A 16,789-nucleotide genomic window follows, 5' to 3' on the forward strand; every position below is an offset into this window, starting at 1 on the left:
CGCCCGGTTACATTCCGAACCCGGAAGCTAAGCCTTACAGCGCCGATGGTACTGCAGGGGGGACCCTGTGGGAGAGTAGGACGCCGCCGAACAATTCTTGGGAAAACCCCCGCATCTGGTGATGCGGGGGTTTTCTGCGTTTAGGCTCGTGTTATGCGCCATGACCTCGTGATCTTCGACAACGACGGTGTCCTCGTCGACAGCGAGCCCATTTCCAACCGGCTCCTGGCCGCCTATCTGACCGAACTGGGGCACCCGACCTCCTACGAGGACTCCCTGCGCGACTACATGGGCTCGGCCATGCACCGCATTCACGATCTGGTGGCCGAGCGGACCGGGCAGCGGCTGCCGGCCGACTTCGACGACGTGTTCCACGCCCGGGTCTTCGCCGCTTTCGCGCAGGATCTGAAGCCGGTGCCCGGCGTCGAGGAGGTCCTGCAGAAGCTGGCCGCCGACTCGGTGCCGTACTGCGTGGCGTCGTCCGGGAGCCATCAGCGGATCCGGGTGGGACACCGGACGACGGGGCTCGACCGGTGGTTCGACGACGGGCGGATCTTCAGCTCGGAGGACGTGGGCCGGGGCAAGCCCGCGCCGGATCTGTTCCTGTACGCGGCCGAGCGGATGGGCGTCGCGCCCGAGCGGTGTGTCGTCATCGAGGACAGTCCGCTCGGCGTGCAGGCGGCGATCGCGGCCGGCATGGACGTCTACGGGTTCACCGCCATGACGCCGGCGGAGCGGCTGGCCGGAGCGGGACGGCTCTTCTCGGACATGGGAGAGCTGCCCGGACTGCTCGGGTAAGCCCGCGGAAGCTGAACCGCATTCATCTTTGACCGGATCTACCCACGGGTAGGCCCGGGCCCTACGCTCGCCGCCATGACTGATGTGCTGCGGCGCGGCAGGGCCTCGCTGGCGTTCAGCTTCTTCGTGCAGGGAGTCGCCTTCGCTCTGCTCGTGACGCGGATTCCGGCCATCCAGGACCGCTACGGGGTCTCCGACGCGCTGCTGCCGGCCTTTCTGGCGGCGGTGCCGATCCTCGCCGGGGTAGGGAGCGTGTGCACCGAGCGGCTGGTGAGGCGGGTGCCGCCGAGCCGGCTGCTGCGGTGGTCGCAGCCCGTGGTGCTGCTGGCGCTGCTCGGGGTCGGGGCCGGGGAGCGGATGGTGGAACTGGGCGTCGCGCTCGCCGCGTTCGGGCTCGCGGTCGGGATGCTCGACGCGTCGATGAACATGCTCGGCGTGAGTCTGCAGCGGTCGTACGGGCGCAGCATCATGCTCGGTTTTCACGCGGCCTACAGTCTCGGCGGGATCGTCGGGGCCTCGCTGGCCTGGGTGGGGGCGCACTGGGACCTGGCGTTGTGGGTGTCGTACCTGCCGGTCGTGGCGGTGTTGCTGCCGGCGGTGCTGGTGGGGAGCCGGTGGTATGCCGACGACCGGGGGGCCGGGGTCGTCGAGGAGACCGGGGCGGGGGAGGAGCAGGTCGTCGTCTTCAGGTGGCTGCTGCCGCTGTGCCTGGTGATGACGGTCGCCTACATCGGGGACTCGACGGTCTCCAACTGGAGCGCCAAGTATCTGCAGGACGTACTGGGCAGTTCGGAGCAGCTGGCGACGGTGCCGTACAACGTGTACATGGTCACCACGTTGGTGGGGCGGGCGATCGGGGACTTCGGGGTGCGGCGGTTCGGGGCCGTGGCGGTCGTACGGGGCGGGGCGGTGGTGGCGGCCGGGGGGTTCGCCGTGGTGGCCGGGGCGCCGGGGGCGTGGGCGGGGATGCTGGGCTTCACGCTGGTGGGGCTCGGGTTGTGCGTGCTGGTGCCGCAGACCTTCGCGGCGGCCGGGAGGCTGTTCCCGGGGGCCTCCGACGCGGCCGTGGCGCGGCTGAACGTCTTCAACTACGTGGGGTTCCTGATCGGTTCGCCGCTGGTGGGAGCGCTCGGCGATCTGTGGAGCTATCGCGGGGCCATGCTCGTGCCGACGGTGTTGGTGCTGGTGACGCTGGTGTACGCCCGGTCGTTCGCGCCTCGACCGGACCGATACGGTGGCGGGCATGAGCGGCCGCGCACAGCTGATGTGGGACGAGGCAGTAACGGGCTATGACTTCGGCTCGGGCCATCCGATGGACCCGGTCCGGCTCGCCCTGACCCGGCAACTGGTCGACGCCTTCGGGCTGGACCGTGAGGTGGAGGTGGTCGCCGCGAAGGCGGCCGGGGAGTCGACGCTGCGGCTCGTTCACCGGGAGGACTACATCGCCGCGGTGAGGGCCGCCTCGGCGGATCCGGGGGCGGCGGACCAGTCGTACGGGCTGGGGACCATGGACGACCCGGCGTTCGCCGGGATGCACGAGGTGTCGGCACTGATCGCCGGGCAGTCGGTGGGGGCGGCGGAGGCCGTGTGGCGGGGCGAGGCGCTGCACGCGGTGAACTTCGCGGGCGGGCTGCACCATGCGATGCCGGGTGCCGCGTCCGGGTTCTGCATCTACAACGACGCCTCGCTGGCCATCGCCCGGCTGCTGGAGCTCGGGGCCGAGCGGGTCGCGTACGTCGACGTCGACGTGCACCACGGGGACGGGGTGCAGGCGGCGTTCTGGGACGATCCGCGGGTGCTGACGATCTCGCTGCACGAGCATCCCCGGACGCTGTTCCCGCAGACCGGGTGGCCGGAGGAGACCGGGGCGGAGTCGGCGGAGGGCTCGGCGGTGAACGTGGCGCTGCCGGCCGGGACCGGGGACGCCGGGTGGCTGCGGGCGTTCCACGCCGTGGTGCCGGAGCTGATCGCGGACTTCCGGCCGCAGGTGCTGGTGACGCAGCACGGGGCCGACACGCACTTCGAGGACCCGCTGGCCCACCTGGCGGTGTCGCTGGACGCGCAGCGGGCGGTGCAGGTGGCCTGTCACGACCTGGCGCACCAGTACGCCGACGGGCGCTGGGTGGCCCTGGGCGGGGGCGGCTACGCCGTGGTGGACGTCGTGCCGAGGTCGTGGACGCATCTGGTGGCGATCGCGGCGGGCCGGCCCGTGGCGCCCGAGTCGATGATCCCCGAGTCGTGGCGGCAGGAAGTGTTCGCGCGGACACGGCAGTTGGCGCCCGGGCGGATGACGGACGGGCGCTGGCCGGTGGAGTGGTCCGGCTGGGAGGAGGGCTACGACCCCGCCGACCGGCTGGACCAGGCGGTACTGGCGACCCGGCGGGCGGTGTTCCCGCTGCGGGGGTTGCTGGCCTGATCGGGTCAGGGGGCGGGGGTGGTGCCGGCCTCGGCGGGCTGCCGGTGTGGGCGGTCCGAGTGGGCCGGGCGGTCCGGGTGGGCCGGGTGGCTCGCGAGGTGCCGGCCCGGGGCGTCCGGATGGCTCGCGGGTGCCGGCTCGGGCGGGGCGTCCGGGGCCAGGGTCTTGTACGCCGACCGTGCGGTGTTCGCGCGTTCCCGGGACACGTGAGGGTCCGGTCGCGCACGATCGCCGTGTGCTGACTTCCGAAGCTCTTCGCGCGCATCTGATCGGCGCGCGGCTGGCCGGGGTCGTGGCGACCTCGCGGGAGGAGAGCCTGCGCCGCTACCGGCTCTTCGCCGCGCGCGATCCCCGTGTGCTGCTCGGCATCGATCCCGAAGGGGCCTGGGACCAGCGGGATGTGGTCGAGTTGATGGCCGACCGGTGCGGGGTGCCGGTCGATTTCCGTCGCACTTCCGGCCAGGACGTGATCGACCCGGGCCGGACGGTGGCCGCGCTGGACGCCTTCGCGGACCGGCTGGCCGAGGTGGCCCGGCGGGGTGCGCCCGTGCTGCTCGGTACCGGTCACCCGCACCGGCTGCTCGGTTTCTACGCCGCTCTGGCAGACGCCTTGTCGGCGGCGGGATGTACCGTCCTCACCCCGGCGCAGGGTCGCTGTGTCGACATAACGACCCGGTTCGGTCTACGTACGTACAACCTCGCCTACGTACGGGGAGTCGCGCTGGTGCGGGCCCCCGGTGCGGAACGCCCCGGTTGTGAGCCCGGCGCACACACGCACTCACCGCTCCCGGTTCGTACCGCTCTGGCCGCCGCCGCGGAGGCCGGCGGGCCCCTGCCCGAGCTGGTGATCGGGGACCACGGCTGGGTCTGCGGGGCAGGTCAGCTGGGGTTCGAGGCCATCGGACCGGCCGATGCGGACGACCCGGCGCTGTTCGTGGGGGAGGCCGAGGGGTCCGTGTCCGTCGCCGTTCCACTTGATGACGGAGTGCGGTCCGATTACTACCTGCCGCTTACCCGCTACGTACTCAATCGGGCGTGTCTGTCACAGTAGGCCGCCGATGGGTGCACCTCTTCCCCACTCGCATCACCCGCCCCTACATTGGGGAGTGAGCACGCAGCGACGAAGAGTCACCGGAAGGGGAAGCCGGTGGCCGTCGAGTGCGGAAGGTTCAGGTGTGTCATGGCTGCAGCTGGCGAGAGGCCTCTGAACGAGGTTCAGTTCCTTACCGTGGCGGAAGTCGCCTCGGTGATGCGAGTGTCGAAGATGACCGTGTACCGCTTGGTGCACAGCGGTCATCTGCCCGCGATCCGTGTGGGGCGGTCCTTCCGCGTCCCGGAGCAAGCGGTTCACGAGTACCTCCGCGAGAGCTACGTGGGGGTGGAAACGGCCTGACGGCTGGGGCGGGGTGGTCCCTCACAGGGCACTCGGGACCATCCCGGCCCCCCTCGATTTACGACCTCAGCGCTCGGGCGGGTAGGCTAGCCCCTCGTAGGTCGTGTGGGCCCATGGCGCCCAAACAACCGAGTGATGAGAAGTGAGCGAGGGTAGTCGTGGGCTCTGTTATCAAGAAGCGGCGCAAGCGGATGGCTAAGAAGAAGCACCGCAAGCTGCTCAAGCGCACGCGCGTCCAGCGTCGCAACAAGAAGTAAGTTCGCGACGCGGACGCCGCGAGAGCGTCGCTGTGGCCCTCCACCCACGGGTGGGGGGCCACACGCATGTCCGCGCCCGTCCGGCCGCTTCCGTCACCTCGCGCATCGCGCGGTCGTCACAGCGCGACGTTGACCCGCTAAGTTGGCCCCACGGGGGAACGCGGCGGGACAAGAGGTTCCTGGAAGGAAGGCGCTGATCTTGGGCAAGGTCGTGCTCGTCACCGGAGTGGCCCGCCCGCTGGGGGGCCGGTTCGTCCGGCGGATCCAGCGTGACCCCGACGTGGACCGGGTCGTGGCCGTGGACGCGGTGCCGCCCGAGCACCACCTGGGCGGTGCGGACTTCGTCCAGGCCGACATCCGCCAGCCCGGCATCGCGCGGGTGCTCGCCGAGACGGGCGCGGACACGATCGTCCACCTGGACGTGACGGGCACGCCGCTGGGCAGCGGCAGCCGGGCCTCCCTGAAGGAGACCAACGTCATCGGCACCATGCAGCTGCTCGGTGCCTGCCAGAAGTCCCCGTCGGTGCAGCGCCTGGTCGTGAAGTCCAGTACGAACGTCTACGGTTCGGCGCCCCGCGACCCGGCCGTCTTCACCGAGACGACCCCGCCCAAGTCCCTGCCCAGCGGCGGCTTCGCCAAGGACACCGTCGAGGTCGAGGGCTATGTGCGGGGCTTCGCACGCCGGCGGCCCGACGTGGCCGTGTGTGTGCTGCGGTTCGCCAACATCCTCGGCCCGACCGCCGACACCCCGCTGGCCTCTTACTTCGCGCTGCCGGTGCTGCCCACCGTGTTCGGCTACGACCCGCGGCTGCAGTTCGTGCACGAGGACGACGTGATCGAGGTGCTGCGGATCGCCTCGCACGAGCCGCGGCGGGGCACGCTCAACAGCGGCACCTTCAACATCGCCGGCGACGGCGTGCTGCTGCTGTCCCAGTGCTCCCGGCGCCTGGGGCGCCCCACCGCGCCCCTGCCGCTCCCGGCGGTCACCTGGGCAGGGTCCCTGGTGCGTACGCTGGGGATGTCGGACTTCTCGCCCGAGCAGATCCGGCTGCTCACCCACGGCAGGGTCGTCTCCACGGTGCAGATGCGCGAGACGCTGGGATTCCAGCCCACGTACACGACCGCCGAGACGTTCGCGGACTTCGCCCGCAGCCAGGGCCCCGGGCTGCTTCCGCCGGAGGCCGTCGCGGCGGCCGTCGACCGGATCGCCGCGCTGCCCCTCGCGGGCGGCGGTCAGCCCCCGACGCAGAGCGCCAACTGAGGAGCGCATCAACGATGGCGGATGCCAAGGTCATTCCCTTCGACGACGACCGGTCCCGGGGGAGCGCCGCGCAGCGCCCCCCGCGGCGCCGGAGCGGGGCCGGCCGCCGCCCGGGCACGGAGCCCGTGCCGGTGCGCCAGGTGCAGCCCCTGCCCGGGAGCGCCGAGCAGGACGACGTCCCCGTGACCGCGGAGGAACAGCGGCCGGGGCGGTCCCCGGACGGTGACGGCGGCCTGGAGCGGCGCATCGCCAGCGGCCTGTCCTTCCTGCGCCGCCGCCTCACCGGTGACTACGAGGTCGACGACTTCGGCTACGACGAGGAGCTCACCGACCAGGTCCTGATGTCCCTGCTGCGCCCGCTGTACGAGAAGTACTTCCGGGTCGAGGTGAAGGGCGTGGAGAACATCCCGTCCGAGGGCGGCGCCCTGATCGTCGCCAACCACTCCGGGACGCTGCCGATGGACGGCCTGATGATGCAGGTCGCCGTGCACGACAACCACCCGGCGGGCCGGCATCTGCGGCTGCTCGCCGCGGACCTGGTGTTCATGCTGCCGGTGGTCAACGAGCTGGCCCGCAAGCTCGGTCACACCCTGGCGTGCGCCGAGGACGCCTCCCGGCTGCTGGAGCAGGGCGAACTGGTCGGGGTGATGCCGGAGGGCTTCAAGGGCCTGGGCAAGCCCTTCGCGGACCGCTACAAGCTGCAGCGCTTCGGCCGCGGCGGTTTCGTCTCCACGGCCCTGCGCGCCGGGACGCCGATCATTCCCTGCTCGATCGTCGGGGCCGAGGAGATCTACCCGATGATCGGCAACGCCAGGACGGTCGCCCGGCTGCTGGGCTTCCCGTACTTCCCGCTCACGCCGACCTTCCCGTGGCTGGGCCCGCTCGGGGCGATCCCGCTGCCGACCAAGTGGACGATCCAGTTCGGCGAGCCGATCCCCACGGACGGCTATCCGCCGGAGGCGGCCGAGGACCCGATGCTGATGTTCAACCTGACCGACCAGGTCAGGGAGCAGATCCAGCACACCCTGTACAAGCTGCTGGTGCAGCGGCGGTCGGTGTTCTTCTGATCCCGCGCGTACGACGACGGGGGCGCCCCTTCCGGGAAGGGGCGCCCCCGCTTTGCTGCCGTCGTCAGTCGGCGTCCTCGCCGTCGATGCCCAGCCCGGGCAGCAGGCCCGGCAGGAGCGGCGGGAGCGTCACATCCGGCTCGGGGGCGGGAGTGGTGCCGTCCGCTGACGGGGAGGTGCTCTCCTGGGCGTCCTTCGGCGGGTCGAGGAGGCCGCCGGTGTTGCCGCCGAGCAGGCCGTCGTCCTCGGTGCCGGAGCCGGCGGAGCGGCTGGGGCTGCCGCTGCCGGTGCTGCCCTCCTCGCTGTGCCGCCCGGCGCCGTCACTGGGACGGGTCGAGCGGTCCGTGCCGGAGGAGCCGCTGGGGGCCGACTCGGAGGCGCCCTGCCGTTTGCCGTCGCCGCCGCCCGTGGCCGGGGGCTCGGGCAGCAGGGAGCGCAGCGGGGCGACGTCCTCCTCTATGGCGTCGAACACCGACGACACCTGGTCGCTGACGTCCCCGAGCTGGACGGGGAGTCTCTCACGCAGTTCGCCCCAGGCCGCGCGGTGGGAGCGGGAGAACGCGGACAGGGCCTGGATGGGGCCGAGCGAGTCCGGGTCGCGCTCGTACGCCTCGCTCAGCAGCCGGTGGCCCTCGGAGGCGTCGTGCCGCATCCCGGACAGGGCGCGGCGGATCTCGCCCAGGGATTCGTGGTCCAGGGGGCCGCTGCGGCCGCGCTCCATCAGGCGGCGGGCCTCGCTGAGGCGCGTGGAGGCGTGGTCCAGGTAGACCCGGCCGCGCTCGTCCGCCCCGTCGGCGAGGCCGAGCTTGACGTCCTCGATGCCGCGCTTGAGGCCGTAGAGCGAGTCGCCGGGCAGGGCGTCGGAGCTGGCGGCGGAGACTCCGCCGAAGGCGCTCGCGGCCACGCCGACGCTGAGTCCGCCCGCGGTGAGGCCCTTGGCCAGGCGGGACCGCGGCCGGAACTTCTTCAGGGAACTCGCGCGGTGAGCGCCCCGGGCGCGGGTGGAGCGCTGCTCGGGGACCGCGCGGTCCGTCGCCCCGCCTCCCGCGGTGCCCTCCTGGAGCATGGCCTCGAACGCGGCCACCAGCTGGGCCCGCTGGACGACCTTGACCTCCGGGTCGAGCTCCGGCTTGGGCAGCGCGCCGAGACCGGAGGCGAGCGCCAGCAGGCGGCCCCCCTCGGTCGCTTCCGCGGCCGCCGGGGCCGGTGCCGCGCCCTCGGACTGCTCGGCCGCCGCCGTGCCCGGCTCGGACTGCTCCTCCAGGGCCTGGGCGAAGGCGTTCGCCCGCCGGTGCGCCGATACGTTCGCGATCACTGGCGGCACCTCCTCTCGTCATGACGGTCGACTCCCCAGGGGGTCCTGAGGGTTGCACGCCCTGATGACAACCACACGATCGGGTGATCGAAGTCAGCCAGGGGGTGACCACAGGGAGCCTGCATCCCGCACAACGAGTGGCGCGGCACTTGGGTTACGGACGCCGGAGGATCGGATGCCGAAGTCAACGGACTTTCACGGAAAGTGAGTTGACGGTCGCCGTGCGTGCGGGTGGTCAGCGGGCGTCTTCCGGGAGGAGCCGGGCGAGGGTGCGGACGGCCCGGTACTGGAGGGTCTTGATGGCGCCCTCGTTCTTGCCCATGACACGGGCCGTCTCGGCGACGGACAGGCCCTGGAGGAAGCGGAGCGTCACGCACTCCTGCTGCTGGGGGTTGAGCCGCCGCACCGCGTCGAGCAGGGCGGCGTTGGAGAGGGACTCCAGGACGGAGTCCTCGGGGGAGCGCTCGACCTCGTTGGCGTCGAGCATCTCGCCGGTGGTGACCTCCAGCCGGAAGCGGCTGGACTTGAAGTGGTCCGCGACGAGGTTGCGGGCGATCGTCACGAGCCAGGCGCCGAAGTCGCGGCCCTGCCAGGTGAAGGTTCCGATGCGGCGCAGGGCGCGCAGAAAGGTCTCGCTGGTGAGGTCCTCGGCCGTCGCCTTTCCTCCGACCCGGTAGTAGATGTACCGGTAGACGGTGTCGCTGTACTGGTCGTAGAGGCGGCCGAAGGCGTCGGCCTCGCCGGCCTGGGCGCGCTCGACGAGGTCCATCATCCGGGCGCTGTCGCTGTCCGCCGCCGGGCGGCGGGCGGTGGCCGCCCCGGACGGGCGGCCTCGTCTGCCGACCGCGGCGCTGCCGTCGGCCAGTGCGTAGCACGGGCCGACGGGCGCGGCGGTGGCGAATGCGGGGACGGCGTACGCGGTGGGGACGAAGCCGCGCAACAGGTCGAGGACCGTTGCGCGCAGCGTAGCCAGGCCCGAGGCGTCAACCCCGACGTGTGGGTACACGGGACTCCCAGAGGCAGAGCTTCCATCACGTGCAGTGCGGGACCTTTCACCCGTCGTAGCGACGGAGGGGTACCGGATTGCGTCTGAGGAGAATAACGCTTCGTACAGGCGCTGCTACACCGAGTTGCTCAAATCATCGATTACGTCGCTTCCGTAACCGATTCACGCCGGATCAAGTACCGGAGAGTGAGCGGTTGTTGATCGAATCGCTTCGGATAGGGGCGGAGTTCAGGGCGTGTTGTGGCCGTGTCCAGCCAAGAGGACTGAACACGAGGTTGTGGGGGTACGCCAGTTGGATTTACGGGGTTTGTCATCCCGTAAACGAAGGTGTCCCGGTTTGATCGACCGGTCAGCGGCGGCGGCGGTGCAGGGCGATCGCGGCCGCCGTGCCGCCGGCCACCGCGCCGACTCCCGCGGCGGCGGGGATGCCGACCTTCGCGGCCTTGCGGCCGGTGCGGTAGTCGCGCAGCCGCCAGTCCAGCTCGCGGGCGTGCTTGCGCAGCTTGGAGTCGGGGTTGATGGCGTAGGGGTGGCCGACCAGGGAGAGCATCGGGATGTCGTTGTGCGAGTCGCTGTAGGCGGCGCAGCGGCGCAGGTCGAGGCCCTCCGCGATGGCCAGGGCGCGCACGGCCTCGGCCTTGGCGGGGCCGTGCAGCGGCTCGCCGACGAGTTTGCCGGTGTAGACGCCGTCCACGGACTCGGCGACCGTGCCCAGGGCGCCGGTCAGACCGAGGCGGCGGGCGATGACCGTGGCGATCTCGACGGGGGCGGCCGTGACCAGCCACACCTTCTGGCCGGCGTCCAGGTGGGCCTGGGCGAGGGCGCGGGTGCCGGGCCAGATGCGCTCGGCCATGTACTCGTCGTAGATCTCCTCGCCGATCGACTGGAGTTCGGCGACGCGGTGGCCCTTGACGATGGACAGGGCCGAGTCGCGGGCCTCCTGCATGTGCTCGGGGTCCTCGACGCCGGCCAGCCGGAACCACGCCTGCTGCCAGGCGAACCTCGCCAGCTCGCGGGTCTCGAAGAACTTCCGTTTGTACAGGCCCCGCCCGAAGTGGAACAGGGCGGCGCCCTGCATGACGGTGTTGTCCAGGTCGAAGAAGGCGGCGGCCCGGTCGTCGCCGTGGACCGGGAACTGCGGTTCCTCGGTCGTGCCGGCGGCTTCCTGGGAGGACTTGCGCGCTGCCTCCGCCGAGGCCTCGCCTGCCAAAACGCTCCGCGCCGTGGCGGAGCGCCTACGGGGGGTGAGCCATCCGAGAGCGGCCATGGCGTGAGCATAGCCAGTCGGTTCGGGGGTTCCGGAGCCGAGAGGTCGGGACCCTGTGAACTCTCGGCGAGCGTGTCGTCAAAGATGCCGTGCGGGACGGGCGCGTCCGGCGTGTCCGCCGGTCCGGCGCGAGTCCTCCCCTCGTTCGCGGGCGCGCGACAATGGCCGAATGAGCCCTCTCTTCCGCCGCGAGCCCCCTCGGGACCGGCTCGTCACGCTGATCCGCAAACCCGGCTGCCATCTGTGCGACGACGCACAGGTCGTCGTGGAGAAGGTGTGCGCCGATCTGGGCGTCCCCTGGGAGCAGAAGGACATCACCGAGGACCGGGACCTGTACGACCGGTACTGGGAGCAGATCCCGGTCGTGCTGGTGGACGGCGAGCAGCACACGTTCTGGCGCGTGAACGAGGACCGCCTGCGCAGGGCGCTGACCGGCTGAGCCCGGCTCGGCTGGCCGTGAGCGGACTGACCGAGCAGTACAAAGTGGCCGGAACGTCGCTTAGGATCGATGGTGACTTGGTCTCGGGGGCGGGATTCACTGAGGAAGTGTGTGGTTTTGCCCCCAGAAGACAAGGAACGGTGGTGCCCGTGCGCCGGTTCCCCACACGTGCGCCGGGGGCGCGTGAGCCCGGTCACGTTGGGCGGGCAAATCGGACACCATCTTTGTGCACGCGTTCACAAAGACATAGCCTGCATTCGACGGGGCGGTCATGTGGGGACGTATGACCGCCTACAGCCCCGCTCTACCCGCAGGAGCACCGTGGCAACTGGCCGAACTCACCGACCGGCGACCCGCAGCCGAGGGATTCCCGAGGCCACCGTCGCCCGGCTTCCGCTGTACCTCCGCGCGCTGACCGCACTGTCGGAGCGCTCGGTGCCCACGGTCTCCTCCGAGGAGCTCGCGGCCGCGGCGGGGGTCAACTCCGCGAAGCTGCGCAAGGACTTCTCCTACCTCGGGTCCTACGGCACCCGGGGTGTCGGCTACGACGTCGAGTATCTCGTGTACCAGATCTCCCGCGAACTGGGGCTCACCCAGGACTGGCCGGTCGTGATCGTCGGTATCGGCAACCTCGGCGCCGCCCTCGCCAACTACGGCGGCTTCGCCTCCCGCGGGTTCCGGGTCGCCGCGCTGATCGACGCCGACCCGGCCATGGCGGGCAAGCCCGTCGCCGGCATTCCCGTGCAGCACTCCGACGACCTGGAGGAGATCATCCAGGACAACGGCGTGTCGATCGGTGTCATCGCCACCCCCGCCGGTGCCGCCCAGCAGGTCTGCGACCGGCTCGTGGCCGCCGGTGTCACCTCCATCCTGAACTTCGCGCCGACCGTGCTGTCCGTGCCCGACGGCGTCGACGTGCGCAAGGTCGACCTCTCCATCGAGCTGCAGATCCTCGCCTTCCACGAGCAGCGCAAGGCCGGCGAGGAGGCCGCCGCCGCCGACGGCGGCGTCCCGGCCGCCGCCGCCCGCGGCGAGTCCGCCGACCAGGGACCCGACGGGGACATGCCCGCCGTGATGCCGGCATGAGCCTCCTCGTCGTCGGACTCAGCCACCGCAGCGCCCCGGTCAGCGTCCTGGAGCGGGCCTCGCTCACCGCGGACGCCCAGGTCAAGCTGCTGCAGGACACGGTCGCCGCCGAACCGGCCACCGAGGCCGCGGTCCTCGCCACCTGCAACCGCATCGAGCTCTACGCCGATGTGGACAAGTTCCACGCCGGTGTCGCCGAGCTGTCCACGCTGCTCGCCCAGCACAGCGGGGTCGGCCTGGAGGAGCTCACTCCCTATCTCTACGTGCACTACGAGGACCGGGCCGTCCACCATCTGTTCTCGGTGGCCTGCGGCCTGGACTCCATGGTCGTCGGCGAGGGGCAGATCCTCGGGCAGATCAAGGACTCCCTGGCCCGGGCGCAGGAGCTGCACTCCGCGGGCCGGCTGCTGAACGACCTGTTCCAGCAGGCCCTGCGGGTCGGCAAGCGCGCCCACTCCGAGACCGGCATCGACCGCGCCGGCCAGTCCCTGGTCACCTTCGGCCTGGAGCAGCTGGCCCGCGGCGGCGACGTCCGGGAATGGGCCCGGGGCAAGAAGGCCCTGGTCATCGGGGCCGGTTCGATGTCGTCCCTGGCCGCGGCCACGCTCGCGCGGGCCGGGGTCGCCGAGGTCGTCGTCGCCAACCGCACCTTCGACCGTGCCGAGCGGCTCGCCCGGATCCTGTCCCAGGGCGACGACACGGACGTGCCGGCCCGCGCGGTCCCGATGGAATCGGTGCCGGTCGAGCTGACACGTGCCGATGTCGCCGTCTCCTGCACCGGCGCGACGGGCCTGGTCCTGACGGCCGAGGCGGTCGCCCAGGCGGTCGAGGGCCGCGCGCCGATGTCCCCGGCCGGCGACGCGGGACCGGTGACGCCGGACGGCACGGCCCGTACGGCCGGACCGGACGCGCAGCGCGGCGGTCCGCCCGTCACCGCTGTGGGCGGCGAGGACGGCTGCCCGCTGGACCTGACCGCGGTGCAGGGCACCGCCGGCTTCTCCGTGCTGGGCGAGGCCGCGGTGGCCGGGATGGCCGCCGCCGAGCTGGAACAGCACGCGGCGTGGGTCGACAACGGCACGGCGGGCGGCGCCCAGCGCGGCCCCGCCCGGCCGGGGGCCACCGGCACGCTCGACCCGGCCGCCGACGCCGACGCCATCGCCGCGCTCGCCGCGACCGCGGCCGCCGCCGGGCGGATCCCCGAGCGGCGCCGGCCCGAGCCGGCCGAGGAGCCGCAGCGGCCCGAACCCGTCCTGTTCCTGCTGGATCTGGCCATGCCGCGCGACATCGACGCGGCGGCGCACCGGCTGGCCGGGGTGCGGCTGGTGGACATCGAGTCGCTCGCGGATGCCTCCGCGGACGCTCCGATGGCTGCCGACGTGGACCAGGTCCGGCGTATCGTCTCCGACGAGGTCGCGGCGTTCGGGGCGGCGCTGCGGGCCGCGCACATCACGCCGACCGTGGTCGCCCTGCGCACCATGGCCGCCGATGTCGTGGCCAGCGAGATCGCCCGCCTGGACGGACGGCTGCCCGGCCTCGACGACAAGCACCGGGCGGAGATCACCCAGACCGTGCGGCGCGTGGTCGACAAGCTGCTGCACGCGCCGACCGTGCGGGTCAAGCAGCTCGCGGCCGAGCCCGGCGGCGCCGGGTACGCGGACGCGCTGCGCACCCTGTTCGACCTCGACCCCGAGACGGTGGCCGCCGTCTCCCGAGCCGAGGACAGCACCACCCAGAGAGACCGAGGCCCGGCATGACTGACAAGGCGCTGAGGCTCGGCACCCGGCGGAGCAGGCTCGCCATGGCCCAGTCCGGCCAGGTGGCCGAGGCCGTGAGCCGGGTGACCGGCCGGCCCGTGGAGCTCGTCGAGATCACCACGTACGGCGACGTCTCGCGTGAGGCGCTCGCCCAGATCGGCGGCACCGGCGTGTTCGTGACCGCCCTGCGCGACGCGCTGCTCAGGGGTGAGGTCGACTTCGCCGTGCACTCCCTGAAGGACCTGCCGACCACGCAGCCCGACGAGCTGGTCGTGGCCGCCGTGCCCGAGCGGGAGGACCCGCGCGACGTCGTCGTCGCCCGGGACGCCCTGAAGCTCACCGATCTGCCCGCCGGGGCGCGCATCGGCACCGGTTCGCCGCGCCGCATGGCCCAGCTCAACGCGTACGCGCGCAGCCACGGCCTGGACATAGCGACGGTTCCGATCCGCGGCAACGTCGACACCCGCATCGGGTTCGTGCGCAGCGGTGAGCTCGACGCCGTCGTGCTGGCCGCCGCCGGGCTGAACCGGATCGGCCGGGGCGACGAGGTGACCGACTTCCTGTCGGTCGACACGATTTTGCCCGCCCCCGGCCAGGGGGCCCTGGCGATCGAGTGCACCGCGGGCAACGCGGACCTCGTCGCCGCGCTCGCCGAACTCGACGACCCGTTCACCCGGGTCGCCGTGACGGCCGAGCGATCACTGCTCGCCGCCCTGGAGGCCGGCTGCAGCGCCCCGGTGGGCGCGTTGGCCGACCTTCCCCCGCTCTCGGCTCCGCTGGAGCGGCGGGACCCCCAGGCCGACAGGCAGATTGTCAAGGAAATGCGCCTGCGTGGCGTCGTCGGGACCACCGACGGCACGCGCATGGTGCAGCTGTCCACCACCGGTCCCGCGCCCGAGACGCACGACGGGGCAATGGCGCTCGGTCGCGAACTCGCGGCCGAGATGCTCGCCCAGGGCGCGGCCGGTCTGATGGGGGAGCGAGCACAGTGAGCCCCACCACCCTTTCCGCCGGTCCTGAACAGGGGCACGTCACCTTCCTGGGTGCCGGACCCGGAGATCCGGGACTGCTGACTCTGCGCGCCGTCGAGGCACTGGCCAACGCGGACGTCCTCGTCGCCGAGCACGAAGTGCTCGATGTCGTACGTCAGCACGCCAGGCAGGGCGTCTCCGAGGTGCACACGGACGCGGATCCTTCCCAGGAACCGACTCCGGGCACAGGAACGCCCCAGCTGACGGTAGTTGACGGCACGTCAACCACCGCGCCCGTCCCCGTGGTGCGGGATGCCGCACATCTTGTCATGGAGGCCGCGCGGGGCGGCAGGCGGGTCGTGCGTGCGGTGTCCGGTGACCCGGGCCTCGACACGTACGCGGCCGAGGAGATGCTGGCGTGCGCCGCCGCCGGGGTGCCCTTCGAGGTGGTGCCCGGTGTCGCGAGCGCCGTCGGGGTGCCCGCGTACGCCGGTGTGCCGCTGCGGGACGCGCAGGGCGCGGACGTGCGGTTCGTCGACGCGCGCACGGCCTCGGACCGGTGCTGGACGGAGGTCGGGGCGTCGGACGGCACGGTCGTGGTCTCCACGACGCTGGATTCCGTCGCCGCCGCGGCCGGCGAGCTCGTCTCCGCCGGGCGCAAGCCGGACACCCCGATGACGGTCACCGTCGCCGGCACGACCACCCGGCAGCGCACCTGGACCGCCACGCTCGGCACCATCGCGCAGACGCTGAAGCAGGCCAAGGTGCTGCCCTCGCCCGAGGGCGGCCGACCGGTGATAGCCGTGGTCGGTGAGCGTTCCTCCGCCGCCCAGCGCGACCAGCTCGCGTGGTTCGAGTCCAAGCCGCTGTTCGGCTGGAAGGTGCTCGTGCCGCGCACGAAGGAGCAGGCGGTGTCGCTCTCCGACCAGCTGCGGTCGTACGGGGCCGTGCCGCACGAGGTGCCGACCATCGCCGTCGAGCCCCCGCGCACGCCCCAGCAGATGGAGCGCGCGGTCAAGGGCCTGGTCACGGGCCGCTACGAGTGGATCGCCTTCACCTCGGTGAACGCGGTCAAGGCCGTGCGGGAGAAGTTCGAGGAGTACGGGCTCGACGCGCGTGCCTTCGCGGGCATCAAGGTCGCGGCCGTGGGCGAGCAGACCGCCAAGGCGCTGATCGCCTTCGGCGTGAAGCCGGACCTGGTGCCCAGCGGTGAGCAGTCGGCCGCCGGGCTGCTGGAGGACTGGCCGCCCTACGACCCCGTGTTCGACCCGATCGACCGGGTGTTCCTGCCGCGGGCCGACATCGCCACGGAGACCCTGGTCGCCGGGCTCATCGAGCTGGGCTGGGAGGTCGACGACGTCACGGCCTACCGGACCGTGCGGGCCTCGCCGCCGCCGGCGGAGACCCGCGAGGCGATCAAGGGCGGCGGCTTCGACGCGGTGCTGTTCACCTCGTCGTCCACCGTGCGGAACCTGGTCGGCATCGCCGGCAAGCCGCACAACGTCACGGTGATCGCCTGTATCGGCCCGGCCACGGCGAAGACCGCCGAGGAGCACGGGCTGCGGGTCGACGTCATGGCTCCGGAGCCGTCCGTGCTCAAGCTGGCGGAGGCCCTGGCCGACTTCGGCGCGAAGCGGCGGGCCGCGGCCCTGGAGGCCGGGGACCCGGTGACCCGCCCGAGCGAGCGGCGGCCGGGGGCGCGGCGGCGGCGGTCGACGACCTAGGCGGACCTGCGGGGCGGCTGCGGTCGACGACCTGG

Annotated in this window: 17 protein-coding genes and 1 rRNA gene; 14 read left to right on the top strand and 4 right to left on the bottom strand. The window is 72.2% G+C overall.

All coding sequences use genetic code 11. The annotated features are described in order from the left end of the window. The 4 genes from rrf to ACIGAN_RS27805 all read left to right on the top strand — a co-directional run. Window positions 1–92, top strand: a 5S ribosomal RNA gene (rrf, locus tag ACIGAN_RS27790); the annotation flags it as partial. 61 nt (window positions 93–153) lie between these two features. Continuing rightward, window positions 154–798 carry an HAD family hydrolase gene (locus tag ACIGAN_RS27795; RefSeq protein WP_399861690.1) on the top strand — a complete coding sequence of 215 codons (645 nt, stop codon included), beginning with the start codon at window positions 154–156 and terminating at the stop codon, window positions 796–798. 75 nt (window positions 799–873) lie between these two features. Then, window positions 874–2,091, top strand: coding sequence for an MFS transporter (locus ACIGAN_RS27800; RefSeq protein WP_399861693.1), 1,218 nt, complete (start codon window positions 874–876; stop codon window positions 2,089–2,091). Next, on the top strand, window positions 2,042–3,214 hold the full coding sequence (locus tag ACIGAN_RS27805) for an acetoin utilization protein AcuC (protein ID WP_399861696.1): 1,173 nt from the start codon (window positions 2,042–2,044) through the stop codon (window positions 3,212–3,214). The genes ACIGAN_RS27800 and ACIGAN_RS27805 overlap by 50 nt, the downstream gene beginning before the upstream one ends. Before the next feature lie 5 nt (window positions 3,215–3,219). Here ACIGAN_RS27805 and ACIGAN_RS27810 read toward each other — a convergent pair whose 3' ends face one another. Beyond that, window positions 3,220–3,420 carry a hypothetical protein gene (locus tag ACIGAN_RS27810; protein WP_399861698.1) on the bottom strand — a complete coding sequence of 67 codons (201 nt, stop codon included), beginning with the start codon at window positions 3,418–3,420 and terminating at the stop codon, window positions 3,220–3,222. Window positions 3,421–3,449: 29 nt separating this feature from the next. Here ACIGAN_RS27810 and ACIGAN_RS27815 point away from each other — a divergent pair, with 29 nt between their 5' ends. From ACIGAN_RS27815 to ACIGAN_RS27835, 5 genes are all read left to right on the top strand, one after another. Next, entirely contained in the window at window positions 3,450–4,265 is an 816-nt protein-coding gene (locus ACIGAN_RS27815; RefSeq protein WP_399861700.1) for a phosphatase, read from the top strand. A gap of 129 nt (window positions 4,266–4,394) precedes the next feature. Next, on the top strand, window positions 4,395–4,607 hold the full coding sequence (locus ACIGAN_RS27820) for a helix-turn-helix domain-containing protein (RefSeq protein ID WP_004984898.1): 213 nt from the start codon (window positions 4,395–4,397) through the stop codon (window positions 4,605–4,607). Between the two features lie 158 nt (window positions 4,608–4,765). Then, entirely contained in the window at window positions 4,766–4,864 is a 99-nt protein-coding gene (locus ACIGAN_RS27825; protein ID WP_003948845.1) for a 30S ribosomal protein bS22, read from the top strand. A gap of 199 nt (window positions 4,865–5,063) precedes the next feature. Beyond that, entirely contained in the window at window positions 5,064–6,125 is a 1,062-nt protein-coding gene (locus ACIGAN_RS27830; protein WP_365742878.1) for an NAD-dependent epimerase/dehydratase family protein, read from the top strand. 14 nt (window positions 6,126–6,139) lie between these two features. Continuing rightward, entirely contained in the window at window positions 6,140–7,192 is a 1,053-nt protein-coding gene (locus ACIGAN_RS27835) for a lysophospholipid acyltransferase family protein (protein WP_399861703.1), read from the top strand. A 64-nt stretch (window positions 7,193–7,256) separates the two neighbouring features. Here the strand turns inward: ACIGAN_RS27835 and ACIGAN_RS27840 are convergent, their stop codons facing one another. The 3 genes from ACIGAN_RS27840 to ACIGAN_RS27850 form a co-directional block, all read right to left on the bottom strand. After that, complete coding sequence (locus ACIGAN_RS27840) at window positions 7,257–8,507, bottom strand: DUF5667 domain-containing protein (protein ID WP_365099646.1); 1,251 nt, start codon at window positions 8,505–8,507, stop codon at window positions 7,257–7,259. A 235-nt stretch (window positions 8,508–8,742) separates the two neighbouring features. After that, window positions 8,743–9,513 (bottom strand): ECF subfamily RNA polymerase sigma factor, BldN family, encoded by a 771-nt coding sequence (locus ACIGAN_RS27845; RefSeq protein WP_031117141.1) that lies wholly within the window; start codon window positions 9,511–9,513, stop codon window positions 8,743–8,745. A gap of 349 nt (window positions 9,514–9,862) precedes the next feature. Continuing rightward, window positions 9,863–10,780 carry an HAD family hydrolase gene (locus ACIGAN_RS27850; RefSeq protein WP_365099644.1) on the bottom strand — a complete coding sequence of 306 codons (918 nt, stop codon included), beginning with the start codon at window positions 10,778–10,780 and terminating at the stop codon, window positions 9,863–9,865. 169 nt (window positions 10,781–10,949) lie between these two features. Here ACIGAN_RS27850 and ACIGAN_RS27855 point away from each other — a divergent pair, with 169 nt between their 5' ends. The 5 genes from ACIGAN_RS27855 (at window position 10,950) to ACIGAN_RS27875 (ending at window position 16,754) form a co-directional block, all read left to right on the top strand. Beyond that, window positions 10,950–11,219, top strand: coding sequence for a glutaredoxin family protein (locus ACIGAN_RS27855; RefSeq protein WP_365099643.1), 270 nt, complete (start codon window positions 10,950–10,952; stop codon window positions 11,217–11,219). Window positions 11,220–11,540: 321 nt separating this feature from the next. Next, a complete protein-coding gene (locus tag ACIGAN_RS27860) occupies window positions 11,541–12,305 on the top strand; it encodes a redox-sensing transcriptional repressor Rex (RefSeq protein ID WP_399861707.1) in 765 nt (254 codons plus the stop codon). Then, window positions 12,302–14,059 (top strand): glutamyl-tRNA reductase, encoded by a 1,758-nt coding sequence (locus ACIGAN_RS27865; protein ID WP_399861710.1) that lies wholly within the window; start codon window positions 12,302–12,304, stop codon window positions 14,057–14,059. The genes ACIGAN_RS27860 and ACIGAN_RS27865 overlap by 4 nt, the downstream gene beginning before the upstream one ends. Beyond that, entirely contained in the window at window positions 14,056–15,051 is a 996-nt protein-coding gene (gene hemC / locus ACIGAN_RS27870) for a hydroxymethylbilane synthase (protein ID WP_365088615.1), read from the top strand. The genes ACIGAN_RS27865 and hemC overlap by 4 nt, the downstream gene beginning before the upstream one ends. Continuing rightward, window positions 15,048–16,754, top strand: coding sequence for a uroporphyrinogen-III synthase (locus ACIGAN_RS27875; RefSeq protein ID WP_365088616.1), 1,707 nt, complete (start codon window positions 15,048–15,050; stop codon window positions 16,752–16,754). The genes hemC and ACIGAN_RS27875 overlap by 4 nt, the downstream gene beginning before the upstream one ends. Window positions 16,755–16,789: the final 35 nt, after the last annotated feature.

The organism is Streptomyces sp. NPDC085931 (assembly GCF_044540565.1).
In the GTDB taxonomy this organism is placed as follows: domain Bacteria; phylum Actinomycetota; class Actinomycetes; order Streptomycetales; family Streptomycetaceae; genus Streptomyces.